Here is a 25,293-nt window from a genome sequence, read left to right as displayed (position 1 = left end):
AATGGATCCTTTGGTCGAAATCCAGAATCTGAAAGCCTATTACCGTGCCTTCCTCTTCGGCGTCGATCGCGAGGTGCGCGCCGTCGACGATATCAGCCTGACGATCGCCCGCGGCGAGGTCTATGGCGTCGCCGGTGAATCGAGCAGCGGCAAGACCACCCTGATCAAGACCATCGCAGGCGCCATCCGGCCGCCGCTCCGGGTCGTCTCCGGCACCGTCAAATTCCATTTCGACGGCGGCACCCAGGATATCTACGCGATGAAGCCGGAAGAGCGCCTGGCGCTGCGCTGGCGGCATCTGTCCTATATCATGCAGGGCTCGATGAATGTGCTCAATCCGGTGCGCCGGATCCGCCATTCCTTCACCGATTTCGCCTTTCGCCACATGAAGGTCAGCAGGGCGATTTTTTTCGAGAAGGTCGCCACCCACCTGCAGCGGCTGAAGCTCGATCCGCAGCTGCTCGACGCTTACCCGCATGAACTCTCCGGCGGCATGCGTCAGCGCATGACCATTGCGCTTGCCACCATCCTGACGCCGGAATTCATCATCGCCGACGAACCGACGACCGCGCTCGACGTCATCGTTCAGCGCGACGTGCTATCGATGATCCGCGAAATCCAGCGCGAGATGGGCTCGTCCTTCCTGTTCGTCACCCATGATATGGGGGTTCACGCGACGGTCTCCGACCGCATCGGCATCGTCTATGCCGGGCGTCTTGTCGAGGAGGCGCCGACCGCCAAGCTCTTCAGCAAACCGCTCCACCCCTATACGCAGCATCTCGTCGGCAGCCTGCCGCGCATCGGCGATGCGACGGCCCGCCCTTCGCTGGAGGGGCGCCCGCCGAACCTCGCCATGCCGCCGGAAGGCTGCCGGTTTCACCCGCGCTGTCCGAAGCGCATGGACATATGCTCACAGAAGGTTCCGCCGCTCGTCACCGTCGAGCCGGGCCGGCGCGTGGCGTGTTTTGCCGTTACGGGAGATCCGGTTTGAGCGCTCTTCTTCGCCTCTCGCATGTCACCAAAGTCTACCGGCAGGGCGGCATGCTCGGCCGGCGGCTGATCACGGCGGTCAAGGACGTCAGCTTTGAACTCGGAGCGGAGCCGGAGATCCTGTCGATCGTCGGCGAATCCGGCTCGGGAAAATCGACGATCGCGGCGATGATCCTCGGCCAGACCGAACCAACGGAAGGCGAGCTTCAATTCAGCGGCAAGACCGTCGCCATCCATAGCCGATCCGAACGCAAGGCTTTCATGAAAGAGGTGCAGCCGGTTCTGCAGAACCCCTTCGAAGCCTTCAATCCGCTGAAACGTGTCGATCGTTATCTCTTCGAGACCGCCCGCAATTTTTCCTTCTCGGGAAACCGGCCGGACCGGCAGCAGGCGGAGCAGATGGCGGATGCAGCCCTCGTCCATGTCGGCCTGACCCTTGAAGAAGTGAAAGGGCGGTTTCCCCACGAATTGTCGGGCGGCCAGCTTCAGCGCGTCGCCATCGCCCGCGCGCTGATCCCGCAACCCCGCCTGCTGGTGGCCGACGAACCGGTCTCCATGGTCGACGCATCGCTGCGCATGGCGATCGTCAATCTCTTCGGCCGCCTGAAAAACGAGCTCGGGCTCTCGATCGTCTACATCACCCACGACCTCGCCACCGCCTATTATATCAGCGACAACATTATCATCATGCGCAAAGGCGAAATCGTCGAGCGAGGACGGGCGCGCAGTGTCTTGGACAACCCGCAGCATCCCTATTCGCGGGCGCTCAAGGACGCGGTGCTGGCGGCGGACTTCAGCCCGGCGACATAAGCGCTGCGGGCAAGATGCTGTAATGCTACGTCTGTTACCCCGGATCCAGGACGAATAGGCAGTTTTCCTTTATGGGACGCCGGCAGGTTTAGCGTTGCCTTAAAGAAACCGTGCAAGGATGAGGGCTTCTCATCCATGCCGGCAACCTAATGAAACTTCGAAGAAATCTCGCTCGCTCTGTCATAAGCCATACCACCGCATTCGCTCCGGCAATATTTGCGGCCATTATTGCGGCAATCGTCGTCTGGGTGGCAACGAACTGGCGGCTGGAGCGATCGCTGGCCGATGAGCGATCGATCGTTGCCGGCGAGCTTGCCACCATATCCTCCCGGCTTCAGACGAACCTCAACAGCAATGTGAAGCTGTTGCAAGGGCTGGCCGCCGGCATCGCAGTCGATCCGGCGATGGACCAAAACGGATTTTCCAAACTTGCCGCTGAGATCCTGAAGCCCGATTCACAATTGCGAAGTTTCGCCGCCGCGCCCGACATGGTGGTCAGGTGGGTTTATCCGGAGAAAGGAAACGAAAAGGCCATCGGGCTCGACTACCGAACCAATGAGAAGCAACGGGCTGCCGCGATGCTGGCGCGCAACACGCACAATATCGTTCTGACAGGCCCGGTGGAGCTTGTCCAAGGTGGAACCGGTTTTGTGGTCAGGTACCCGATCTACATCAATGACGGAAAAAGCCAGATTTTTTGGGGCTTGCTTTCCGGGATAGTAGACATACCAAAGCTTTACCAGGCAAGTGGCCTTGCTTCGACTGAGCTCGAGATTGCTATCAGCACCGTACCGGAGCCGAATGCGCCAAAACAGGTTTTCTTCGGCAACCTGGCAACTTTTTCCAGGAAACCAGTCCAGACGTCCGTCGATATGGCCTATGGCCGATGGACTCTCGCCGCACTGCCAAAGCAGGGATGGGGCCAAAATACCGGGATCGGCATTTTTGAATTCTACGCGAGCCTGTTGGCATTCTGTGTCGTTGCGCCGATTGTCTGGATCGGTTTCCTGACCAAATCACGCCAAAGAACGATCGAAAAGCTTCGCCTTCACAAGAAAAAGCTCGTTCGAGCACGACAGCGGCTGGAGTACCTGTCATTGCATGATGCATTGACGGGGCTTCCCAATCGACGATTTGTCGACCAGATGATCTCGCAACCGCCGAGACCGCGTCCAAAAGATTGTCTGATCCTCATTCATATCGACCTGGATCGATTTAAAGAGATCAACGACACGAAAGGGCATGCAGGCGGTGACGCGGTCTTGCAAGCAACGGCTTCGCGCCTTGCCGAATTGGCTGGTCCAAACGACGTCGCGGCTCGGATCGGTGGAGATGAGTTCATCTTCGCCAACTGGAGTGTCGATCCGGAGCCGAAGGCAAACGCATTGGCCCGGCAAATTGTCGATACGCTCGACCAACCCCTCTTCATTGACGGTGCGGCCTGTGTTGTCGGTGCAAGCGTCGGGGTCGCCTGGGAGAGTGAAGGTGCCCTCGGGCGGGACCTCGGCCAATTGCTTCTCAATGCCGATTTGGCTCTCTACGAGGCGAAGAAGGCGGGCCGCGGCCGAGCGGCGGTTTTTACAGAAGAGCTTCGCAGCGCCGCAATCCATGCGAAAGAATTGGCGGACGAATTCAAGCAAGCGCTCGATCGCGATGAACTCGTTGCATTCTTCCAACCGCAGTTCGATGCAGACACATTGGATATTGTCGGCGTCGAGACACTTGCCCGTTGGGATCACCCGCAAAAAGGTCTGCTCGCCCCGGACAAATTTCTGGAGGTGGCGGAAAAGCTGGGGCGCACCGGCGACATGGATAGGCTGATCCTGCAAAAGGCCCTGTTCGAGCTGACAAGATGGGACAGTCTGGGAATGCAAATTCCCCGTGTCTCGGTCAACATTTCAGCGCGTCGGCTGGCGCAGGCCAATCTGCTTGCCGAGCTGTCCGAGCTTCCCATAGAGAAGGGTCGCCTGTGTTTCGAGCTGCTCGAGACAATCTCCTTGAATGCTCTTCAACCTGTTCTCAACGAGATCATTCCCGCCGTCAAAAAGCTTGGCATCGAAATCGAGATCGATGACTTCGGCACCGAACATGCCAGTATCGTTAGCCTGCTTCGATTTGAGCCGCGACGACTGAAGATCGACCGCGAAATTATCAAGCCGATTATCGCGTCTCCATCGCAGCGCCGCCTGGTCTCCTCCATTATCGAAATCGGCCGATCGCAGAACATCGATATCGTTGCAGAAGGCGTGGAGACAATGGAGCATGCGAAGATCCTGAAAGATCTCGGCTGCCATATATTGCAAGGTTACGCTCTGGCACGACCAATGACCTCGGAGCAGTTGATTGAATTTTGCCATGTAAGGGACAACGGAATGACAGAGGCAGGCCGATAGCTCCTGTCCGTTTCGGGCGCATGCTCGAGAAAATGTCGCGGAGCCAGAAAGCGGTTCGATGCGGCGTCGCGCTGCGGCGGGAGCAAGGTCAGGCTGATCGCTGGATTGAGTCGGCCGTGATCATGCGCGCGCGGGTCGCGCATCGGGATGTTCAAGTCCCTCGGCGACAACACCTTCATTCGATGAAAGGATATGGGGGCGAGATCGACGAGCAATGAGCGGGTCAATCTAAACTTCTCGCTTGCAGTCAGCCTTCGGGCAACCCCGCTTGCCGCAAGCCCTCGGCCATTTGATCTGCCCATTGCGGTGCGGCTCGAAACACCGGCCGTGTCAGATAACGCTGGATCGTAAAGCCCGGCTCGGCTGCCAGCAGCTTTTTCGCCGCCCATCGAGCTGTGTCCACGTCACCACTCATAGCCGACCAGGCAGTCATCATCCGGTATGGCCACGTCACCTCCGGGTGTTTGTTGACCACCTCCCGGGCGATGGAGACTGCCTCGGCAAGGTCGCCTGCCAACGCCAAGGATAGGGCCAAGCCCATTCTCATATTGAAGGCGAGTGGATCCGCCGGACTAAGCGTCATCGCCCGCTCGAAACGCTCCCTCGCGCGATCAGGCTGGCCTTTGTAGCTCGCGACCCATCCATATCTAGCCCATCCCCAGGCATTGTTTGGATCGAGCGCCAATGCTCTTTCGAGATAGGCCGACGCACTCTCCTGATCGCCGCAGTGGCTCAACGCTCCTCCGGTAGCGGTCAAGGCAGTCGGATCATCGTCAATCGAGGCCGCTGCAGCCTCGATGGCACTTAATGCGCATTCGAGGTCGTTCTCTGGTTCTTCAGTCCAGATGTAGCCAAGGTTCTGGGCGTGGCACCAGGCTAAGAAAGCATGGGCTCGGCCGTACGTAGGATCGATCCCGATGGCGTCCTGAAGGAGCGGGATTGCTCGCTTGATAGCGTCCTTGTTGTGACCCCAGAGGTACGGGTAAGCGCGCATGACGAGGTCGTAGGCGCGCAGGCTGCTGGGCGGCTTGCGCATCGCGACCTCGATTTCCGCGCTGCGAATGGCTGGATGGACTGCGCCCGCGACCTGCGCCGCGATCCTGTCCTGGAACTCGAAGATGTCCTGGATCGCGCCCTCATAGCGCTCGGACCAAAGCTGGGTCCGCATCTCAGCTTCAACAAGTTGCACCGAAATACGCAGCCGGTCCCCTCCCCGTCGGACGGTACCTTCGACCACATAGGTCACGCCAAGTTCCCTGCCGACACCACGCACATCGACGAAGCGACCCTTGTACGTGAACGCAGACTGGCGTGCGATCACGAAGAAATTTCGAACCCGAGATAGAGCAGCGGTGATTTCCTCCACGACGCCGTCCACGAAATACTCATCGCTCTGGCCGCTGAGATTGTCGAAGGGCATGACCACGATCGATGGCTGGTCCTTGCCAAAACGGGCCGAAAACGATCGCACCGACCCTGCCTCATTCCCTTCCCCATTCTCTTCCGGCCAATCCACGCGAAAGACAGAAACTGGCTTGGGGATGTTTTTCAGGACGCGCTCTCAGGCTGGTGAGTGTGAACAGCACCTTGCCATCGAGATGCTCGCGCACCGACCCAGAAATACATATGCCTGAGGGAGCAGCCATCTCCTGCAGGCGCGCCGCGATGTTCACGCCGTCGCCCAGCAGATCGTCGCCAGACACGATCACGTCGCCCAGATTGATACCGATGCGAAATTCCAGGCGGCGATCCTGTGGAAGGTCATTTGAGCGGCTGAGAAGGCTGCGCTGCATTTCAACCGAGCACCGGACAGCCTGAACCGCACTTGGAAACTCCGCGACAAGGCCGTCACCCGCGCTGCCGAAGATGCGGCCGCCATGCTCGAGCACCCGTGCCGCTATCTGATCGTGGCAAAGGGTGAGTTCACGAACGGTGGTCTCCTCATCAAGCGCGTAAGGCGGCTAAAGCCCACGACATCAGTGGAGAGAATGGCTGCAAGCTTTCGATTCACAGCGGTCACCGCTCCATCTGGTGGCTGTCTATGCGCACTCACTGCACTTCCTCGACCTTACATCTGACAAAGATCAAATGCCACCGCGAGCCTCTGAATGGCGCCAACAATTCCAGCCGAGTCCATTAGTAACATCTTGCGAACAGCGAACTCGATGCTAAATTCGCTCTCTCGGGGGAAAACATGACAATCGAGGAGCTTGTTGACATTCAGGAGGCAGGCGCACGAGCGCGGGTGCGTGCTGGGGATTAAGCCGCACGAAAGTCCCTAGCTCGCGGCCGCGAGAATGCCGACCAGGGACACGCCAGCGCCTGGAGACTGGCGCGCGCCACGATGCATGGAAATTCGGCTGGGAGGCAGAGGACGCGAGCCGCGAGCTGCGACGGCAGGATCTCGAGCTTTTTCAGGGATCTCATTGCATCGCATGCGATAAGGGAGCTTCATCAACGGAGGCATCATGATGCAGAGGAATGCGCCGGACTTCAGCCTTGAGGGCAAGGTGACTTTGGTGACTGGAGCGAGCCGTGGCATCGGTCGAGCTTGCGCGCTTGCCTGTGCCAGAGCAGGCTCCGACATTGTTTTGGGGGTCCGCGATGTCGCAGCGTCGGCGGGTCTGGTTGCCGAACTCGAGGGCGCGGGACGAAAGGTCCTCACTGTTGAACTGGACATTCCCAATAAGGCCCATATCGCACAGGCCGTCGACGCAGCGTTAACGACATTTGGTCGGATCGACGTCCTCGTCAACAATGTCGGCGTGGCTCCAGGCAATCTCGCGGAACTCGTCGAAGAGAAGGATCTTGACGAGATACTCGATGTCAACATCAAGGGCACCTTTCTGATGACGCAGGCTGTGGGCCGGCACATGATCAGGCGCAATGGGGGCCGGATCATCAACATCAGCTCACAGGCTGGCACCGTGGCACTGCGCGGCGAGGCAATCTATTGCATGAGCAAGGCGGCAATCAATCACCTCACGCGCTGCCTTGCAGCCGAATGGGCCCGCTATGATGTCACCGTAAACACAGTATCGCCGACCTTCATCTACACGGATGGTACAGCACCTTTTCTATCGGATGCCGACAATCGCGAAGCGACGCTCGGCCATATTCCACTCGGCCGGATCGGTGAAACCGATGATGTGGTGGGTGCCGTAGTCTTCCTTGCATCACCGGCCGCGAGCCTGATCACTGGCGCGAACCTGCTGGTGGACGGTGGATGGTCCGTCGCCTGAGACCGAGGCGCCCGTGCAACGCAAGTCCTATCCCGACGAGAACGACGATTTCCCCGGATAGGATCGCCCTACGTCACGGTAAAGGCGATGGCGACAGCCGATTATGCGGCTGTCGCGATTTCCAAGTATTGTCGCTCTGCAGGCGAAGATGATCATCGCCGTGCCGACGTCCGATCTTCGGACGGTCGGCTTGCAGAAGCATTCGCGGGACCGGCGGCTGGTAAGGCTGTGGTGCTTCCAGTCACGAAGGATCACGCCACACTCGCGCGACCCTGTGGATGTTTACGCTATTGGGGATCGGCCCACTCGGAGTCCGTAATCCCTTTGCCCGGCAAACGAGGAGACGAAGTTGATTTTCGGATGGCCGCCGCGACCTGCTTACCTCGTCCGTCGATGAAGGCCACGGGTAAGGGCTTTCCTCTCTTTTGTGGTCCTGCAAAGTTTCAATTGACCGTTTTCGATGGCGAGGCGACACTCGCAAGCTGTAGCGAGGCAGGAGGAAAACGATGGACGACACAGACCGCTGGCGCGACATGGCAAGCGCACCGAGAGATGGTAGCCGGATCCTCGTTACGATTCGCCCGTCCGAACAGGGGCCGGCCGAGGTTGACCTCGCCTATTGGTCGCATGGCGATCAGTTCGGTGCAGAAGGCTGGCGTGCCTCTGATTCCTCGCCCGGGCATGTCATCGAATATGCCGAGCCGGAATTGAAGTGTTGGATGCCGATGCCCTCGGCCAACCTCAATCGCACCTCGATGCCCTCCCCCTGGGAAGGCGACGATGACCAGGAGCTCTACGGGTCAGGGATCTGAGAACGCGCGATGGTGCGATGTATCGTTTCGCGGCGGGTTGCAAATCCAGTTGAAAATGACCCGAGACCGCCAACTCAGCGACGCCTTAAAGGCAGCCGCGCGAACGGCGTGTCGTCGATTCCGGCTTCCGTTCCACTTCAACGCAGGTGCCGTTTTCAATCGTGATTGGACATCGGCTGCGACCTGAGCGACGCTGTTTTTGGGAGGCGGACCATCTATTTTTCCGGAGATAGGAGGCCGAAATGGAACAGTACGCATTAGACCAGTTGAAAAGCATCGCAACTGTCAGCCCGACCTGCAAGCGCCTTGAAATGACTTGGCGCGAACGGCTTGAACGCTGGGCCGAAAGTCTCGAAGACAGCCCCAGACCGTTTCTCAAGACACTTCACGAAACCGAGTATCAGCCGATGGCCGATCGGCTTGCTCTGCGGGCTGACGGCACGCCGATCTCTGTTGCATTCGCTGATCCCATGCTGCGGGCGGCAGGAATGGAAAACGACAGTTATGGAGAGGCCAAACGGTTCTTCGAACTCGGCGATGAGCAATTGCATGATCTTGTGTGCTTCTGCCATTTCGGTGAACGCGTCAGCGCGGCAGTCGTCGCTCGCCGTTTGCGAAAGATGGCAGGCTGCAAACCAAGCGGGTTTTTCGCTCAGCTTCGTGCGTTCTTTGGCTGATTGAAGTTAAAGGCCACCATCTGACGTGCTGGTCGGGGATGCATCGATCCCCGTCGCGGGTGGCACGCGCGACGCCTAACCCGGACCGTCGGGTCGCTGCTCCTGCGGCATAGACTATCGCTGACATTTTGAGGGGGCAGATTTCTGGAGCAGTTGGTTCCTGCTGGTCAACTGGCGGGTCCAGGTTTTCTGCGCTGGCCGACGACGCCCCCAAGGGACTTAAGTCAGGGCGTTCACCAGCAGCACCCACATCTATGTCAGCGTGCTGGGGAAAGATGCCTCGCCGAGCGACTATCCAGTCAGGCAGACGCTTGAAGAGGCCATATCGCTACTTACCGCCAACTAACCACGCGCTTGCCATTGTCGGTGATTTAACGGAAAGTCCTCGGCGTGGCCCTTGAGGCCTGGGCAGCCTGCCATGATCGGAGAACGCCGTGCCTCTGAAAAACATTCTTGTAGCAGCAGCAATCGTCTTCATGACACTCTCAGGATGCGCAACCAGTGGATCGGACAACACGACCTATGCACAGCCGCTGGGGATTGGCCCAGTTCGCGGCAATATGGGCGGATACTAGCCGATAGAGGGTGTTTCGACCGCTTTAGAAACACCGCCTGGCTGTTTACGACGAACCAACCTCGGCGCTCGATCCGATGTCATGGTCGCTGTCGCGGAGGATGGCATGACGATGATGATGGTGTCCCACGAAATGGGCTTTGCCCGCAAGGTCGCGCAACGCGTGGTGTTCATGGATGCCGGCGGCGAGATCCTGCGCCACTAGTTCCGCCCGTTACGTGACTCGGTCACGGCTCCGACGAGACCTCACCGCGTTTACCGCCCACGGATCGCAGGTGCTGCATCGCGTTGGCAGATCGGGTGACCCCCGCGCGGGAACGGCGACGATGCTCATGGCGAAGAATGCCTTCCCGGCCGCCGGGTCCGCGAAGGAGTAATAGGAGGCCATTGAACAGATGTCGACGCTGGCAACCTGGGCAACGCCTTTGATACCAGTTAAAGCGGGCCCGCTTTGAGGAGATCAAGGAGCAGAGTATGCGAAGGCGATCGGCAAGAAGAAGCAGGCGGCACGCCCCTGAGCTCATTTCATCGTCGGCTGCGAAACTCAGTGAACGATGGTGATCACCGAAATGCCAGCTTCGTCGGCGGCATGGATCAGGGCTTCTCGCGTTTGTTAAGCGGCAGCGGGCACCTCGAAGAGAAGCAGGACCCTTTTGAGATCCCGATTCCGTGGACGAAAGCGGCCTTGCTCGGTATCAAGCGAAGGTATTTTGCCACGGGCGGCTCCACAGCGACAAAGTCGCGCCGTGCATACTCATAGCTGAGGTGCGAACTTGTCATGCTGTCGTTGTGACATCGGGTCGATGAGGGATAGCTGGAATGTCGATCTTGCTGAGAAGTCTGTCCCTGTTGGTTGGACTAACATTGGCGGCGCCCGCCTCTGGCAGTTGCTTGAGCGCTAAAGAAACCAAACAGGGCGTGCTGCTTACCAGAGAAGTGCCTTTCTATTCCGTGTTCTACCAGCCGGACGGTCCGGGTCTCACCGAACAAAAGCTGGTGGAGCGTAACCGTTCACTGCAGCCGGTGTCGGCTGTATATTTGCACCCCTTGCTCGTCGAAAAGAGAGTTGGTCCCAACGGGACGCATGAGCTGAAATACGCCAATGCGATTGGGTTGGACGATCTACCACAGAAGAGGAACTGGCAATCCGAGACGACACTTTTCATCAATGGCCAAAAATCCGTTTCGGGCGCTACTATTATTAGGTTCGACGGCTGGGGAGAGGAAACTATCGCGTCTTGTTCCTACAAAGTTTGGGCCATCAACAGCCGTCTCGAACTGACGGGATTGCCCCCGATTATTTTTGAACAATACTATTCCCCCGAGCTTCGTCTCGTTCTTCGTTCGGTAAGGCTGGGCTCCTCCAACCAGCCGTTGAGCGAGGTTCGATTTGATCGGTTCCAAATTGGCTGGGGCAACTGATTGATCGTGAGGTCATACTGCCAGCACGAAAGCAGCTTCGCATCAATTTCCTGAACGCTGAGCGACCGCCTCCGAACTAAACTGATCATCGGGAGACGGCCATGAGCTATCGAGTAGATCTGATCGACAAAGCCAACCACGTGCGGGACCAACTCCGACCGATCGAAATGGCGTCACACGTCTTTGGTCAAAGAAACTGTGTCGGCCGCGTGGATACCACTTTGATTTGTTCTCTCGGATCTCGCACTGCCGACCTTCTTAGCACCACTCGTCATTCTTAAGCTCAAGTTGTTCGTGAGCGCGGTTCCTTTAAATCAGTCGGCTTCATCGCCTGTCTTTGGAAATAGGTACAGGACATTCGATCCGTTTGATTGCGTGACAGTCCCAGTGGGTCGACGGCCGGAGCTTCGCTCTCCCACGCTTTGGATCGCCGATACGAGGCCCTCACGCTGGCGATAGTAGTCAGGCTTGGTAGGCAGCGTCAGACCGAACGCTTGGAGCATGCGCTCAATCAGGTCCATGGCCTCCGCTGCAAGACCCGCATAACCTTCCTGGCGCTTTTCAAAGAAGCCATCGTACCCGGGCCGAGACAGATCGAGGCTATCCAACGCATAGTTGAGGTTCTTGACCCGGTTCGACAGCCACAAGATTTCGTCTGACAACTCGGTAGTGAAAAGCTTCCAATCGGCGTCCTTCGGAAGCGAAAGGACAGGATCGGGAACGTGAAACGCGAATTCGCCTTCATCCATCGGATTGAATTCTGGGACGTCCCGGACTGCCGCATAGCTTGCGCCAACGAAGTCGTCGAGCGCCAGCACCGTCATCATCGCCAGATTTCTCGCCTCGCTTCGTGAGCGTCGATTGATCTGCTTTCTTGCAAGCTGAATCACGGTGGGGATGCAGGCGCCGGCAGTGAAGCCACCGGCAGCAATCAGCGCTCCCATTGCCATTATTCCTTGAGTGGTTTCGAAGAACTGCGTCAAAAGTCACCTCATTCGATTGGAGATGCGGGTCGCGTCAAAAGCACGCGCAGACGGAATCAGAACTCTCCGTTCCAATGTGCCGCGAACTGAGAAGATAAGGAACACTATTTCCTCGTCTATCCGCCTACTGTTGAGCGAGCGGAGGAGACAAAAATTTGGTCAATGATAGCCATGCTGGTTTCCCTGACGTCACCAGGCGTCTTTGCTGAGCACCGGCGGCAGCTCCTTTGGCAAGAAGCTGTCAGTTCAAAATCAAAGTCAGTATATCAAGTGAGATCGAACGCTATCGCTTTCAAGGACCGCTTGTGCATTAGCTGCCAAGCTTCGGCTTCAGATCCTGCGTCTGCAAACGATGAGACCAATGCGCTTATCGACCTGGTGAGAAAGATGAGCGGACCCTGACGCCTACGGCTGGAACATTCAGTTTGCGCTCCGATTATCCTTCCTCCACAAAGGAGGAAACGATCATGGATCATACCAACCACGTACGCTATCGGTGATGGCCTCGCGAGACGGTTGGATCGTCGTTGTTCCAGACAACAGCAAACTCGATCCTAAAGTTGCTTCACGAGGATCCGGCAGTTGCTAAGGTTTGTCGACAGGCTCGCCGTTTGGGTTGGGCACCGGTGCCTCCCTCGTATCTCGAGCCGGGGGTTTGCGATCGTCAGTCTCTAGTGGCGCTTCCTTACGGTCAGGGCGATTGACAGGCTGCTCTTTAGGATTGCCCCCCTGTGATGGGGCATTATTCTTTCTGGACATGGTCAGCTCCTCCATTCAACGGTACGAACAGACTGGCGAGATCAAAAGTTCCGAGGCAGCCAGACTGCCGTCGTCGGAGCATATATCCATCTGCAGCACAGCTATCGACCATTCGCAGGGATGAAGCTTGATAAGCGGCGCCCAAGGCAAGGGGATGCACGCGGGTCAGCGCCAGTACGTGACGTCAGCGCCCGCGGCAAACGGCGGCCCTTACCGTAGATGCGCAGTGCGGAACCGGATTTCTGTTCAGGTGTGGCTCAATCGGCAGGGAGCTTCCAAAGGAGCTGCGTCGCATCACCAAGCTACGACCGCAACGACTCTCGTCGCGCTTCGAACCACCGTCAGTGCCTCGGAACCGCCAGACACCTCCTGAATCAGCGGACTAGCCGGACTGGATGGTAGCAAAGTCGAGCCGCCCATTTGAAGGTTCCGCCCGACGACGACCTGGACAAGCTGAGGTATTCTCATTTCCAGGTTTTCCGCTATTATCCACAGGTCACGGGGGTAGGCGTCATGATTGCAGCGAGTTTGGTTCCGGATGCATTTTACTGGGCGAAGTCCTCGAAGTATTTCGACGGACGACCGACGATCGTTCGGGTCTCCACGGTCTTCGGGGAGGATTCTGACTATTGGACGCTGGCGCTCCTGGGAACCGATCAGCACGCTATGCCCGCGGACTTCGAGATCATCGCTCTGGTGGATCTCCCAGAAGAATACCCTCTCCGGCAAGCCGCCGAGTAAACCGTTCACCGGGCAAGCGAACGAGGGCTCTGACAGAGGGCACCCTTTTTGTCAGGCGTTCATACCGACAATCGCTTTTCCTTTAATCGAAACACAACGACCAACCCTCCGGCGTCCAGTCGTAGCAGATCGAACCGTCTAACTGAACGGTGACTGCCCGATGGAGACGTTTGCTGCCATAACCCATCGGAACTTGCGGGAAGTTCGACGATAGGGCCGCCCCGCTCTCTCCAGGCGACTTCGACCTCACCTTTCCCAGCCAGACACGTCCAACGTCCCCGCCCACCGAAAGCGCGCCGCCGTCGCGCTTTCGCTGATCTGCTCAGGGGCATATGGATCGAGCGTATCGTCGAACCGGAACCATCCCCGTTCGCTGAAGGCACGTCGACTCTCGACCGGGTCGACCCAATTTGAGCCCTGAAGACGCAGCCAACCTTGTTGGAGACGATACCGATGTCGTTTGAGGGAACACTTGCCGCCCTGGCTAACGGGCAAATAAAAAAGGCCGGGGCGAAATCGCACCGACCTTTCCAACATCGCTCTCACACCAGTGCCAGTACATCCGTGGTCAAAAGCAGATAAGCGACTTCGGCAGTCGCGAACGCTCGCGTGGAGCACTCACCAGCAACGCCGATGACCGTTAGATAGCGTCGGACTGTGTTTAATTCAAGTCGCCCGGCAAGAGCTCCGCCAATTCGACGGATCGCCATCTCGCCTGCGCAACAGCCGATGGCCCGCCGGCAACTTATTGTGACAACAAAACCGGCATCAAGGTCACCATGACGTTCGGGAAAGTGCGATCTGGAATGAGACAGATGATCGACAACCGACAGATCCCTTAATCGCAAAGCGCCCATCCTCGCGCAAAAAGCCCCGCGGTTGTTGCGACCGCGGGGCTTCTTGACGCCTCACCCGGGAGAGGGGTCAGGCGGCCTGTACTTTGCGGGTCGTGCGTGCCCATTCGGGCAGCCAGTCGCCGTGGGTGGCGAGCAGATCGTCGACCAGCGACCAGATCTGGTCGAGGTCGAGTTCGGCTGCCGTATGCGGGTCCATCATCGCGGCGTGGTAGATGTGCTCGCGATTTTCCGTCATCAGCGCCTGCACCGTCAGCTCCTGCACGTTGATATTGGTGCGGATCAGCGCGGTCAGCTGCGGCGGCAGGTCGCCGATGTAGGTCGGCTGGATGCCGGAGGCGTCGACGAGGCAGGGCACTTCGGCAGCGCAATTGGCAGGCAGTGAAGTGATGCAGCCATTGTTGCGGACATTGCCGTAGATCACTGAGGGCTCGCCGGTCCAGACCGAATTGATGATCGAGGAGGCATATTCCTTCGACGACTGAACCTCGATCTTGTCGGCCGAACGATAGGCCTCCGCCTGGCCTTTCCAGCGCTCGATCTGCTCGATGCAGCGTTTCGGATATTCGTCGAGCGGAATGCCGAATTTCTCGATCAGGTCCTCGCGGCCCTCCTTGATGAAGAGCATACGCCAAACAGCATGGTGAGCCAGAAGCGATGCAGCCGGGCATGCGTCGCGGGTTTGAAGAGCGCATGATTATCAAGCCGCAGTCCAACAACTGATTCATAAATTAGCATCGCCGCACGAAAAGCTTGCATGCAAGCTATAAATCGGATGTCCTGAGAAAGGCTTCTGTGGTGTTGGGCGACCCGGCATGAAAAACCTCGATGCGCGAATTCGGTTTACAGGTGAGCGGCGACAGGTCACTGCCATTTTCTATGACATCGTCGGCTCGACGGAGCTCTTGTTGCGGAGCGAGCCGGAGAAGTTCTTTCGTTCCGTGTCGGCTTTACATCAGAGTGCCGAGACGATCATAAAAAAGCATGGAGGCTTTCTTCATCAGCGACTCGGTGATGGGGGATGCTGTTTCTTCGGTTATCCCGATCAATCCGAAGATGCGGCTGAAAGTGCGGTACAGGCTTCGTTGGAATTGTTGGGCCTTGCAACGAGCACCAAGGGCAAGGCGCGCACCGCTTTCAGGCTGCGGATCGGGGTTGCCACAGGTCTTGTCGTATTCTCCACGCAAGGAGACGAGATCGTCGGCACAGCACCGGTCCTGGCGGCTCGCTTGCAAGCAGAGGCCGAACCGAATTCGGTCCTGGTCGCAGATTCGACCGTTCAGCTCACGCGACACAAGTTCGACTACAGCCTAGTGCGGAAAGCCAAACTCAAAGGCTTCGAAGAGCCGTTTGCGCTCTGGCGCCCGCAGGAACGCGATCGATCAACGGCCGCGCTGTCGCCATTCAATGAATGGGACCGGCCGATAAGAGGCAGGGAAAGAGAGCTTGCCGCTCTTTCGAGCGCCTGGAATTCAGCTCTCGACGGCAAGGGCAGCTCGATCACCGTGGTCGGAGAGGCAGGCATCGGCAAATCCAGACTGATGGGCGAATTCGCCCGCAGTCTATCGCAAACTTCACACGAGACCCTGATCTTTCAGTGCGGCAGGCGCCTGGAGAGCCAGCCTCTGCACCCCTTTATGTCGTTTCTCGAGAGGCTTGTGGCCGAACCTTCGGTTCTGAAGGATGGCGATAGCGCGGCTTTCATGCAGGCTCTTGAGGCATCCGGCCGAGACCTAGGCGCAGACATCGTCGACACCATTCTCTCATTTACGTCAGACCGGTCGCCGGCGACCTCGCGCAATATTCGCGTGTCGGATCTGTCGGGGCGCGCATTCAGACGGAAGGTCATCGAAGCCGCTGCCGACATCCTGACGTGCAAAGCGACTGGCATTCCGACGCTCCTCATCTTCGAGGATGTGCACTGGGCTGACGGCATGACGTTGGAGCTGATCGATCGGCTTGGGTTGCTCGCAGGCAAGTTGCCGATCCTCGTCGTTCAGACATCGAGGATCAGACGATCCCTGGCACTGGCGACCGAGATAGAATTATCCGGCTTGGCATCTGCGGCGGTTCGCGATCTCGTCGCCTCGGTCTGGCGTGAGCGTCCCCCGCCGGGCCTGTCCGATTTCATCCTGGATCAATGCGATGGCATGCCGCTCTACGCGGAGGAACTGGCCAACTTCTTCCTGGGAAGGCAACCCTTGGGCAGGGCCTCATCCGAATGGAAAGGGCTGCTTCTGGAAGGTGGCGTCAGCTCGCTGAATGATCTGCTTTCCGCCAGACTCGCGGCGACCGGTTCTGCACGACGGGCGGCGCAATTTGCGAGCGTCATCGGCCGCGAATTCAACATCTCGCTGCTCGCCTACCTTCTCGAAGGGGTCAGCCGGCAGACGGTGGAGGTCGCGGTCGAGCGGCTGGTTTCCCAAGGCATCATCGAGCCCTCTTCCGCCACGCCCGGCTCTTTTCAGTTCCGGCACGTACTCACTCAGGAAGCCGCCTACAGCAGCCTTCTCAAAAGCGACAAACGACGCATACACAAGAGGATCGGCGAACTCCTGATCGGGGAAGCAAAGCCCAGTCTGCCGGCTGCCATCGCGGCCTGGCAATGCGCCGAAGCAGGCTTGCACGCCGCCGCGGCCAGGTTTGCCCTGGCGGCGGCCGAGGCAAGCGTTCTGCGCTCCGCCATGCACGAGGCGAACGTGTCGCTCGAGCTCTGCGCGCAGGAGGTCGACAGCCTTTCCCGGCGCCATCCCGATCGCACCGAACTGGCATTGGGCCTGCTCGAACTTCAGGGGGTCGTTGCGAGCGCACTGGAGGGAGAGGGCTCGGAAAGCGCGCGGCGCACCTATTCCCGCGCAATGCAGCTTCTGAGGAAACAGGCCTCGGCTGTTCGGTCGAAACATTTCCCGGTCTATTGGGGATGGTGGTTCACGGCGCCCAACATTCTGACGCAACAGTCTCGCGCGCGTATCCTCGTCGGCGACATGCAAGTCGTCGAAGATCAGGAGACGCGGCTTCAATCCTATCACTGCGGATGGGCGACAAGCTTCCACGCCGGCGAGCACGAATTCTGCCTCGATTGCGTCGCCAGAGGCCTTGATCTCTACGAGCCAGAAAGAGCGGTCAGAAATCGCGCCTTCTTCGGCGGACATGATGCCAAGGTCTGCGGCCTGGGCGAGAGCGCCCTGTCCTACCTGCTTCTCAACGATGCCGATGCCAGTGAAGATGCGATCAGACAGTGCCTGGACTGGGCGGCCTCGACCGATCATGCCGGGAGCATGATTCACGCACTTTATTACGCCGTCGTCCTTCGCCGTTGCCAAAGCAGATATGACGATGTCCATGACATCGGCGAACAAATGCTGGCGCTTGCCGAGCGACACGGCCTCGCCGCCAGCCAGGCGCGCGCCAACATGTATTGCGGCTGGGCGGAGCTGATGACGTCGTTTGCCGAACGGGGTGAAGAGCGTTTCCAACACGGTCTGCTGCTCCAGCAGCAATTGGGCACTGACGATAATTTTTCCATGCACAGCGACATGCATGCGCAGGTGCTGCGACGGCTCGGCAAGCCTGCTGAAGCCCTGGCGACCATTCACAATGCGATCAACGTTGGCCGTAACAGCGGTCAACGGTTCTGGCTCGCCGAACTCTACCGCCTCAGCGCAAGATTGAGACGAGATCTGAACGACCCTCCATCCTTGATAAGGAGAGACCTGATGAGGGCGGTGCAGATTGCCGAAGGACAAAAAGCCACCTGGCTGGCCGAAAGAGCAAAACGCGCCTTAGACGGACTGCCAAGGTCATAGGGCCAGGAGGAGGCGATGGACCACGGGGTGCTCGACAACATCTTTGATGCCCCTACTCTCTCGCCCCCGGATCCCTGGCAGACGGTGCAGCGCATCCTGGCGCGCAAGCACGAATACGGGATCACCAGGCTGGGTTCGGTAACAGAACTCGACCGGATCGGCATCCCCGTCGTCCAAGTTGTCAGGCCGCGCTCCCTTTCCGTCGCCGTCAGCCAAGGAAAGGGTTTGACCCTCACACTTGCGGCGATATCGGGCCTGATGGAATCCCTGGAGGGATGGGCCTCGGAGCGGATTGCCCCAGAGCGCGTCTTCGGAGCGGCTTTCCGCGAGATGAACGAGCAGAAATTCTGGTCGCACCTCGGCGTCGGGCGAGAGGCGGAGAGGCTTTCCTGGATCGACGGGCTGGATCTGCTTTCAGGCCGGAGAACCCCTGTCCCGCTTGCCCTTGTCGACTCCACCTACACCGTCCCCTCGCCTCATCCGCATTGGATGCCCAGAGACACAACGGGTCTGGCAGCCGGCACCAGCCTGCAAAGCGCGGCCTTGCATGCCTGCCGGGAGATTCTGGAGCGGCAGGCGCGATGCACGGCGATGAAGACGCCGCATTTCTTCGATCGCTTCCAGATCGACTCCCGGTCGGTCCACTCAGGCAGCGCCGGGGAAATCATGCGACGGCTCGCCAAGGCGGGGTTTGTGGTCGGCATCTGGAAAATCCCGGCGCCACACGCGCTGCCGATCTACTGGTGCCACGTGATGGAGGATGCAACCAGAGCCCCATTTGCGCCCTTGCCGGCAGAAGGCTTCGGCTGCGACTTCAGCCATGATCGCGCGCTGACGAGCGCATTGCTCGAAGCGTGTCAATCGCGGCTGGGGGTGATCTCGGCTGCGCGCGACGATATCAGCGGCGAAGTGTACTCATATGCCGATGCCTCGGAGCTTGCCGCATGGCGCGCGCAACTCGTAAAGGGCAGCAGCTCCTACCGCCCCGATGAAGCTCCTGTCGCCAGCGGCCGCTCCATCCTAGCAATCGCCGAGGCGTTGAAGCTGGCCGGCGCAAAGGTGGCCATCCTTGTGGTTCTTCATTCGGATGATCGCGTCCCTCTTCACGTCGTCCGGGTGGTTGCTCCTCCGCTGGAAACAAATCCGGAGGCGGATCTTGGGTGACGATGTCATTGTCTTTCTCGGCCCCACCCTCTCCACGACGGAGGCGCGGAAATTCCTGGAGGCGATCTATCTACCTCCCGTCGGCTGCGGCGATGTCGTGCGCGCCGTGGCGGACTACGCTCCGTCGGCGATCGTGCTGATCGACGGCGTCTTCGCGCAGCGTCCCGCCGTTCGCCACCAGGAAATTCGCTGGGCAATGGCCCGAGGGCTCCGCATATACGGCGCGGCCAGCATAGGCGCGCTCAGAGCAGCGGAACTCGCTCCCCAGGGAATGCTCGGGCATGGGCTGATCTACCGGTGGTACCGACGGCACCCGCTCGCCGATGATGCCGACGTCACGGTGCCGATGGCTCCCGTCGAGCTGGGCTCGCGCGCATTGGGCGACGCTCTTATCGACATCAGGCTGAGCCTGAAAAAAGCGGAACGCGTCGGGGTCATCGAAAGGCGGCTGAGACATCAGCTTGAGTTCCTGGCACGCTCGCTGCACTTCAGCGAAAGGTCGTTCGCAAGCCTTTTCGCAGCGGCGGAAAACAATCTCAGCGCTGTAGACCGGATCGCAGATCTAAAGGCGTGGCTAAAAGCCCGAGCCATAAACCAGAAGCGAACCGACGCTGTAAATCTCCTGAGATATCTGGCCGATCACAAGATCAATGGCTTGAACGAGCCCCTTTCTTTCGAGTTTGAACTTACGGAATCATTCGCCAATGACATGGATTACTGCGGAATGCTCGAAACGCTATTGTCGGAATACCAGTAGTACTGGTATAGTACAAGATCGCTCGGCGTTGGGCAACGAGCGGTGGGGGCAGCTTTGGATGCCATCACACATTCGCAGGGCGCAGGCGACGGGTCGGCTTTGGAGCGGCCGCTCGGAACGCGTTTCCTTGTCTTTCCGCAGCCATCCTTCATTCCCGGTTACGAAAAGCCCGAAGTGGTTTGGATCGGACCTTCAGCGGGACCCATCCTGGCAGGGCCGTCCGACAGCCGGATTTATGTGGCAAATCCCATCGAACCGAAAACGCCCTATGCCGCGCCTTATATCCCCCCCTATCCCGGCCTTTTGCAGCCGCCCGCAGAGCCCGGCCCCGACGGGCACTTCGATCACATAGGGCCTAGTTCGCCGGCATTTCTTTCGACACACAGCTATGCCTGCGCCCGCCGGATTCTCGATATCTGCGAGAGCTATGCCGGGCGCCCGATCAGCTGGTTCTTCGAGCCGACGCTGGAACGGCTGGAAATCGTTCCCCGCATTCCCCATTGGCAGAATGCGCAATCCGGCTTCGGCTTTCTGGAACTCGGCGAGAGCGAGCCGGAAAGCCCGACATCCTGTTTCGCACTGAATTTCGACGCGGTTGCCCATGAAATGGGGCATCTCATTCTGCTGAGCGAACTTGGGATCCTTGAAAGCGACGGATCCGGCAGCGACTTCTTTTCCTACCACGAAGCGATCGCCGATTTCATATCGCTCTTGGGATTGCTGCAATTCGATACCGCGCTCGACCGGCTGCTTCGGCGCACAAGAGGCAACTTGCTCCTGCACAACGAACTCGACAAATTTGCCGAACTCAGCGACGAAAAGCAGCTTAGATCGCTCAACAACTCGCTTCGCATCGGCGATGTCAGCCAGGAAGTTCATGACCAGTCGAAGCCCTTTGCGGCGGGCCTCTTCGACTGCCTGATCGAGGTCTACCAGTCGCTGCTGTTCGAGCGCGGACTGTCGAAGATCAATCCCAGGAAGTTCAGCGATCTTCGCCAGCAGATGGCGCCGGCGCTGATAGAAGAAGGATTTCGGGCATCGGCGACATCCTATGACGTAACGCATTTCGCCACGAAAGCCGCTCTGCAGGAGGCGCGGGACGTGGTGGGCGAAGCTGTGACGCGCTCATGGACATATCTCGACCCGGATAGCCTGACCTTCGAGGCTGCGGCTTCGGCCTTGCTCGAGGCCGCCTGGCGGGGGCGCGGGCGCGCTTATATCGACCAGCTCGAAGATTGCATGAGGTGGCGCGGCATTCTTTAATCAAACGACGGGAGGCATCGATGATAGACGACAGCGTTCCAGCACCTTCACTTCCTGGACTCCCCTATGTGGCGGGCCAGATCATACTCTACGGCATAGACTTGAACGACGCCCACGGCATTACCCACCTGGATGTCGGGATGGCGGGAAAGGCGGAACTGCAGATAAAACTCGCAAGCGGAGTCGGCATCACCGGATCGACAGTCCTTGCTTACGGCTATGCGTTCGAGGGTCACTGCTACAGGCTGGATTCCAACCGCATTTTCGTTGTCACAGGTCCGCATGCCGAGCCTGCAGCCGGCTGCGGCTTTGACAAAGATTTGGGGTACAAAATGTGGCGGCTTACAGCATCCTCGCAAATCCTCGAGATCTCGACGGCTTTCGGCGACGCCAGGACGCTTATTCTGGATGCCCAGTTGCCTGGCAAGAGGTCTCCGAGCTCCTACGCTATCACACTCAGGATGGCCCATCGCAATGGTCGCCTCAGCAACGATTAAACTTCCAACGGGGGGAACAATCATGCCATGTGACGTGACAATAGACGTGACGGAAGCCTTCACCGCTTTCACAGTGCACGATGGGCTTAGTCCCTACGTGGACAAAAAGGGTCAAAAGCTCGAGAACTTAGCTGTGAGCCCCGGTACCTTCGACATGTCGGTTGCGCTAGATAGCAACAACGAAGCTATGGTCTTCGTCCGGGCGACGGATGCCAAATCAGCACAGCGAATATTCAAATACAACATTCCCGATGAACGCGATGCCAGCGGGAAGATCTATGTTCCCAGGATAGTGGCGACATCGCAAGCGGCATCGCAAAGCGATCTCGACAAGCTGGCCGAAGAGGTCGAGAGCTTGAAGGAGCGTATGGCAGGCGGTCCAAGGTAGACAATTGCTGATCCCGGCCGTCCCGCCCATCCTCACGCAAAAAACCCCGCGGTTGTTGCGACCGCGGGGCTTCTTGACGCCTTACCCGGGAGAGGGGGTCAGGCGGCCTGTACCTTGCGGGTCGTGCGTGCCCATTCGGGCAGCCAGTCGCTGTGGGTGGCGAGCAGATCGTCGACCAGCGACCAGATCTGGTCGAGGTCGAGTTCGGCTGCGGTATGCGGGTCCATCATCGCTGCGTGATAGATGTGCTCGCGATTTTCCGTCATCAACGCCTGCACCGTCAGCTCCTGGACGTTGATATTGGTGCGGATCAGCGCGGTCAGCTGCGGCGGCAGGTCGCCGATGAAGGTCGGCTGGATGCCGGAAGCATCGACGAGGCAGGGCACCTCGGCGGCGCAATTGGTCGGCAGCGAGGTGATGCAGCCATTGTTGCGGACATTGCCGTAGATCACCGAGGGCTCGCCGGTCCAGACCGAGTTGATGATCGAGGAGGCATATTCCTTCGACGGCGCGACCTCGATCTTGTCGGCCGAACGATAGGCTTCCGCCTGGCCTTTCCAGCGCTCGATCTGCTCGATGCAACGCTTCGGATATTCATCGAGCGGGATGCCGAATTTCTCGATCAGGTCGTCTCGGCCCTCCTTGATGAAATAGGGCGTGTATTCGGCGAAATGCTCCGAGCTTTCGGTGACGAAATAGCCGAGCCGCGTCAGCATCTCGTAGCGCACCTTGTTCGGGCAGCGCGGGTTCCAGCCGGGCTTCGGCGCCCTGCCCTCGCGATAGGCGCGCAGCAAGTCGGGATAGAGATTGCGGTAGGAGCCGTCGGCCTCGCGATGCTCGAATTTGAGATAGAAGGCCATGTGGTTGATGCCGGCCGCGCGGTAGCGGATTTCCTCGTAGGGAATATCGAGGTCATGCGCCAGTTCCATCGCCGTGCCCTGCACCGAATGGCAGAGGCCGACCTGGCGGATGGTCGGATACTTCTCTGATATCGCCCAGGTGTTGATCGCCATTGGGTTGACATATTGCAGCATGATCGCCTCGGGGCAGACGGCGAGCATGTCCTCGCAGACCTTCCAGAGATGCGGCACGGTGCGAAGCCCGCGCATGATGCCGCCGACGCCGAGCGTATCGGCGATCGTCTGCCGCAGACCGTATTTCTTCGGCACCTCGAAGTCGGTGACCGTGCAGGGCTCGTAGCCGCCGATCTGGAAGGCGACGACGACGAAATCGGCGCCGGCAAGCGCCTTGCGCTGGTCGGAATAGGTCTCGGCCTTCGCCTTGACGCCGAGCGTCGAGATCAGCTTGTTGACGACGACGGCGCTTTCTTCCAACCGCTGCGGATTAAGGTCCATCAGCGCGATCGTCGCGCCTGACAGCGCGGGCCGCTGCAGCACGTCGCCGACGATGTTCTTCATGAAGACGGTGGAGCCTGCTCCGATAAAGGTGATTTTGGGATTTCTTGCCATTATAGCCTCCGGCATTCGGTAATCATGCTACCTCGAAAGCGGCCTTGACGAGCCGTTCGGTGTAGGCGGTCTTGGGATGGGTGAGAACTTCGTTGACAGGACCCTCTTCGACGATCTTGCCATGCTGCATGACGATGACGCGATGGCAGAGCGCCCTGACGACCTTGAGATCGTGGGAGATGAAGAGGTAGCTCAGGCCACGTTCGTCCTGCAGCTTGCGCAGGAGTTCGATGATCTGGGCCTGGACGGAAAGGTCGAGCGCCGATGTCGGCTCGTCGAGCAGGATGAATTCCGGCTCCAGCGCGATGGCGCGGGCAATGGCGATGCGCTGGCGCTGGCCGCCGGAAAATTCGTGCGGAAAGCGCGACAGGATATTGCCCGGCATGCCGGCGGCGACAAGCGCCTCACGCACCCGGTCCTGGCGTTCGGCCTTGGTCGCGCCCAGCCTGTTGACGACGAGCCCCTCCTCGATGATCTGGCCGATCGTCATGCGCGGATTGAGCGATGAGAAAGGATCCTGGAACACCACCTGCATGCGGGCGCGCAAGGGCCGCATCTCGGCTCGGGAAAGGCCATGAATTGGCTGGTTGTCGAAACGGATCTCGCCGCTGTCGGGCGTGTTCAGCCGCAGGATCGCCTGGCCAAACGTCGTCTTGCCGGAGCCGGATTCGCCAACGAGACCGAGCGTCTCATGACGGCGCAGCGTCAGGTCAAGGCTGTCGACGGCGACAAGCTCACGCATCGCTGGCTTGAGAAAAGTACCGTGACGCATCATGAAGGAGACGCGCACGCCCTTGGCATCGAGGATGACATCCGATCCTTCGGGCAGCGGATTGGCCTGGCCGCGCGGCTCGGAGGCAAGCAGATGCTTGGTATAGGCGTCCTGCGGATTGGCAAACAGCGCTTCGGTGGTGTTGTGCTCGCGCACTTCGCCGTACTGCATCACATAGACGTAATCCGAGAACTGCCGCACCACGGTCAGGTCGTGGGTGATGAGGATGACGGCCATCCCCAGTTCCTTCTGCAGGTTGCGGATCAGGTTCAGGATCTGCGCCTGCACGGTGACGTCGAGCGCCGTCGTCGGCTCGTCGGCGATCAGCACGTCGGGATCGTTGGCAAGCGCCATGGCGATCATCACGCGCTGACGCTGGCCGCCGGAAAGCTGATGCGGATATTGCATGAGCCGCGCGGCAGGATCGGGGATCTGCACATGTTCGAGCAGTTCGAGCGCCCGCTTTTGCGCATCCCTCTTGCTGATCCGGCGATGGACGCGGATCGCTTCGACGATCTGGCTGCCGATCGTATAGATCGGATTCAGCGAGCTCATCGGCTCCTGGAAGATCATCGAGATGCGATCGCCGCGCAGCTTGCGGCGCGCCCGCTCGGAAAATTTCAGGATATTGCTGCCGTCATAGGCAACCGTCGATTTCTCGGAGACGACGGCGCGCTTCGACAACAGCCCCATCACCGTTCGCGCCGTCACCGATTTACCCGAGCCGGATTCGCCGACGATTGCGATCGTCTCGCCGCGATAGAGCTGAAAGGAGACATCCTTGACGGCTTCGACCATGCCGTCTTCGACCTTGAAATTCACCGCCACATTGCGGGCGTCGATAATCGGCGTGTCGGAACGGCCATCATGGTCGTGGCGGACGGGCGGGGCGAAGGAATTGACCAGTGCGAGAGCCATAT

The 25,293-nt window shown here is 59.1% G+C and carries 17 protein-coding genes and 4 pseudogenes; 16 read left to right on the top strand and 5 right to left on the bottom strand.

The genetic code is table 11. The features are described 5' to 3' along the window. Window position 1: 1 nt before the first annotated feature. The 3 genes from HFO99_RS07400 (at window position 2) to HFO99_RS07390 (ending at window position 4,193) form a co-directional block, all read left to right on the top strand. Entirely contained in the window at window positions 2-991 is a 990-nt protein-coding gene (locus HFO99_RS07400; RefSeq protein WP_222360277.1) for an ABC transporter ATP-binding protein, read from the top strand. After that, window positions 988-1,800, top strand: a complete 813-nt coding sequence (locus tag HFO99_RS07395) for an ABC transporter ATP-binding protein (protein ID WP_222360276.1) — start codon at window positions 988-990, stop codon at window positions 1,798-1,800. Before HFO99_RS07400 ends, HFO99_RS07395 begins: the two co-directional genes overlap by 4 nt. 149 nt (window positions 1,801-1,949) lie before the next feature. Further along, window positions 1,950-4,193 (top strand): EAL domain-containing protein, encoded by a 2,244-nt coding sequence (locus HFO99_RS07390; RefSeq protein ID WP_222360275.1) that lies wholly within the window; start codon window positions 1,950-1,952, stop codon window positions 4,191-4,193. Between the two features lie 247 nt (window positions 4,194-4,440). Here the strand turns inward: HFO99_RS07390 and HFO99_RS07385 are convergent. After that, window positions 4,441-6,246: pseudogene (locus HFO99_RS07385) on the bottom strand (tetratricopeptide repeat protein). A 141-nt stretch (window positions 6,247-6,387) separates the two neighbouring features. Here HFO99_RS07385 and HFO99_RS33355 point away from each other — a divergent pair. The 6 genes and pseudogenes from HFO99_RS33355 to HFO99_RS07360 all read left to right on the top strand — a co-directional run bounded on the left by HFO99_RS33355 (window position 6,388) and on the right by HFO99_RS07360 (window position 10,920). Further along, window positions 6,388-6,696: pseudogene (locus tag HFO99_RS33355) on the top strand (CrpP-related protein). Further along, a complete protein-coding gene (locus tag HFO99_RS07380; protein WP_222333977.1) occupies window positions 6,665-7,435 on the top strand; it encodes an SDR family NAD(P)-dependent oxidoreductase in 771 nt (256 codons plus the stop codon). Before HFO99_RS33355 ends, HFO99_RS07380 begins: the two are co-directional and overlap by 32 nt. Window positions 7,436-7,941: 506 nt before the next feature. Next, the gene (locus HFO99_RS07375) at window positions 7,942-8,247 is read left to right on the top strand and encodes a hypothetical protein (protein WP_222333673.1); all 306 of its coding nucleotides are present in this window, start codon (window positions 7,942-7,944) and stop codon (window positions 8,245-8,247) included. 242 nt (window positions 8,248-8,489) lie between these two features. After that, a complete protein-coding gene (locus tag HFO99_RS07370; RefSeq protein WP_222333674.1) occupies window positions 8,490-8,924 on the top strand; it encodes a hypothetical protein in 435 nt (144 codons plus the stop codon). A gap of 618 nt (window positions 8,925-9,542) precedes the next feature. Next, window positions 9,543-9,682 (top strand): annotated as a pseudogene (locus HFO99_RS07365) (polar amino acid ABC transporter ATP-binding protein); the annotation flags it as partial. Between the two features lie 635 nt (window positions 9,683-10,317). Next, window positions 10,318-10,920 carry a hypothetical protein gene (locus HFO99_RS07360; RefSeq protein ID WP_222360274.1) on the top strand — a complete coding sequence of 201 codons (603 nt, stop codon included), beginning with the start codon at window positions 10,318-10,320 and terminating at the stop codon, window positions 10,918-10,920. A gap of 314 nt (window positions 10,921-11,234) precedes the next feature. On the opposite strand, the gene HFO99_RS07355 is transcribed toward HFO99_RS07360, so the two are convergent. After that, window positions 11,235-11,903, bottom strand: a complete 669-nt coding sequence (locus HFO99_RS07355; protein WP_222360273.1) for a hypothetical protein — start codon at window positions 11,901-11,903, stop codon at window positions 11,235-11,237. 1,272 nt (window positions 11,904-13,175) lie between these two features. Here HFO99_RS07355 and HFO99_RS07350 point away from each other — a divergent pair. Then, window positions 13,176-13,403 (top strand): hypothetical protein, encoded by a 228-nt coding sequence (locus HFO99_RS07350; RefSeq protein ID WP_222360424.1) that lies wholly within the window; start codon window positions 13,176-13,178, stop codon window positions 13,401-13,403. A 924-nt stretch (window positions 13,404-14,327) separates the two neighbouring features. Here HFO99_RS07350 and HFO99_RS07345 read toward each other — a convergent pair. Continuing rightward, window positions 14,328-14,882, bottom strand: a pseudogene (locus HFO99_RS07345) (alpha-glucosidase/alpha-galactosidase); the annotation flags it as partial. Window positions 14,883-15,072: 190 nt separating this feature from the next. Between HFO99_RS07345 and HFO99_RS07340 the strand changes: the two are divergent. The 6 genes from HFO99_RS07340 to HFO99_RS07315 are packed head-to-tail and all read left to right on the top strand — an operon-like array spanning window position 15,073 to window position 22,132. After that, window positions 15,073-18,063, top strand: coding sequence for an ATP-binding protein (locus HFO99_RS07340; RefSeq protein WP_222360272.1), 2,991 nt, complete (start codon window positions 15,073-15,075; stop codon window positions 18,061-18,063). A gap of 15 nt (window positions 18,064-18,078) precedes the next feature. Then, complete coding sequence (locus tag HFO99_RS07335; protein WP_222360270.1) at window positions 18,079-19,227, top strand: YcaO-like family protein; 1,149 nt, start codon at window positions 18,079-18,081, stop codon at window positions 19,225-19,227. Then, complete coding sequence (locus HFO99_RS07330) at window positions 19,220-19,984, top strand: TfuA-like protein (protein ID WP_222360268.1); 765 nt, start codon at window positions 19,220-19,222, stop codon at window positions 19,982-19,984. Before HFO99_RS07335 ends, HFO99_RS07330 begins: the two co-directional genes overlap by 8 nt. 54 nt (window positions 19,985-20,038) lie before the next feature. Continuing rightward, on the top strand, window positions 20,039-21,247 hold the full coding sequence (locus HFO99_RS07325) for a hypothetical protein (protein ID WP_261323045.1): 1,209 nt from the start codon (window positions 20,039-20,041) through the stop codon (window positions 21,245-21,247). 20 nt (window positions 21,248-21,267) lie between these two features. Continuing rightward, window positions 21,268-21,744, top strand: a complete 477-nt coding sequence (locus HFO99_RS07320) for a hypothetical protein (protein WP_222250827.1) — start codon at window positions 21,268-21,270, stop codon at window positions 21,742-21,744. Further along, window positions 21,722-22,132, top strand: coding sequence for a hypothetical protein (locus HFO99_RS07315; protein WP_261323044.1), 411 nt, complete (start codon window positions 21,722-21,724; stop codon window positions 22,130-22,132). Before HFO99_RS07320 ends, HFO99_RS07315 begins: the two co-directional genes overlap by 23 nt. 98 nt (window positions 22,133-22,230) lie before the next feature. Here HFO99_RS07315 and HFO99_RS07310 read toward each other — a convergent pair whose 3' ends face one another. Beyond that, on the bottom strand, window positions 22,231-23,601 hold the full coding sequence (locus HFO99_RS07310; RefSeq protein WP_222360264.1) for an alpha-glucosidase/alpha-galactosidase: 1,371 nt from the start codon (window positions 23,599-23,601) through the stop codon (window positions 22,231-22,233). A 22-nt stretch (window positions 23,602-23,623) separates the two neighbouring features. After that, window positions 23,624-25,291, bottom strand: a complete 1,668-nt coding sequence (locus HFO99_RS07305; protein WP_222360262.1) for an ABC transporter ATP-binding protein — start codon at window positions 25,289-25,291, stop codon at window positions 23,624-23,626. Window positions 25,292-25,293 lie beyond the last annotated feature (2 nt).

Origin of the sequence: Rhizobium leguminosarum (genome assembly GCF_019798305.1) — a bacterium.
Taxonomy (GTDB): Bacteria; Pseudomonadota; Alphaproteobacteria; order Rhizobiales; family Rhizobiaceae; genus Rhizobium; species Rhizobium leguminosarum_U.
Note: the sequence above shows the minus strand (reverse complement) of the source record. Positions and strands in the feature narration are given on the sequence as shown.

Bases quoted from the DNA above. Each gene is read 5' to 3' on its own strand.
- HFO99_RS07390 (WP_222360275.1), top strand. From the start codon at position 1,950: ATGAAACTTCGAAGAAATCTCGCTCGCTCTGTCATAAGCCATACCACC.
- HFO99_RS07320 (WP_222250827.1), top strand. From the start codon at position 21,268: ATGATAGACGACAGCGTTCCAGCACCTTCACTTCCTGGACTCCCCTAT.
- HFO99_RS07360 (WP_222360274.1), top strand. From the start codon at position 10,318: ATGTCGATCTTGCTGAGAAGTCTGTCCCTGTTGGTTGGACTAACATTG.
- HFO99_RS07370 (WP_222333674.1), top strand. From the start codon at position 8,490: ATGGAACAGTACGCATTAGACCAGTTGAAAAGCATCGCAACTGTCAGC.
- HFO99_RS07310 (WP_222360264.1), bottom strand. From the start codon at position 23,601: ATGGCAAGAAATCCCAAAATCACCTTTATCGGAGCAGGCTCCACCGTC.
- HFO99_RS07350 (WP_222360424.1), top strand. From the start codon at position 13,176: ATGATTGCAGCGAGTTTGGTTCCGGATGCATTTTACTGGGCGAAGTCC.
- HFO99_RS07375 (WP_222333673.1), top strand. From the start codon at position 7,942: ATGGACGACACAGACCGCTGGCGCGACATGGCAAGCGCACCGAGAGAT.
- HFO99_RS07400 (WP_222360277.1), top strand. From the start codon at position 2: ATGGATCCTTTGGTCGAAATCCAGAATCTGAAAGCCTATTACCGTGCC.
- HFO99_RS07380 (WP_222333977.1), top strand. From the start codon at position 6,665: ATGCAGAGGAATGCGCCGGACTTCAGCCTTGAGGGCAAGGTGACTTTG.
- HFO99_RS07315 (WP_261323044.1), top strand. From the start codon at position 21,722: ATGGTCGCCTCAGCAACGATTAAACTTCCAACGGGGGGAACAATCATG.
- HFO99_RS07305 (WP_222360262.1), bottom strand. From the start codon at position 25,291: ATGGCTCTCGCACTGGTCAATTCCTTCGCCCCGCCCGTCCGCCACGAC.
- HFO99_RS07335 (WP_222360270.1), top strand. From the start codon at position 18,079: ATGGACCACGGGGTGCTCGACAACATCTTTGATGCCCCTACTCTCTCG.
- HFO99_RS07340 (WP_222360272.1), top strand. From the start codon at position 15,073: ATGAAAAACCTCGATGCGCGAATTCGGTTTACAGGTGAGCGGCGACAG.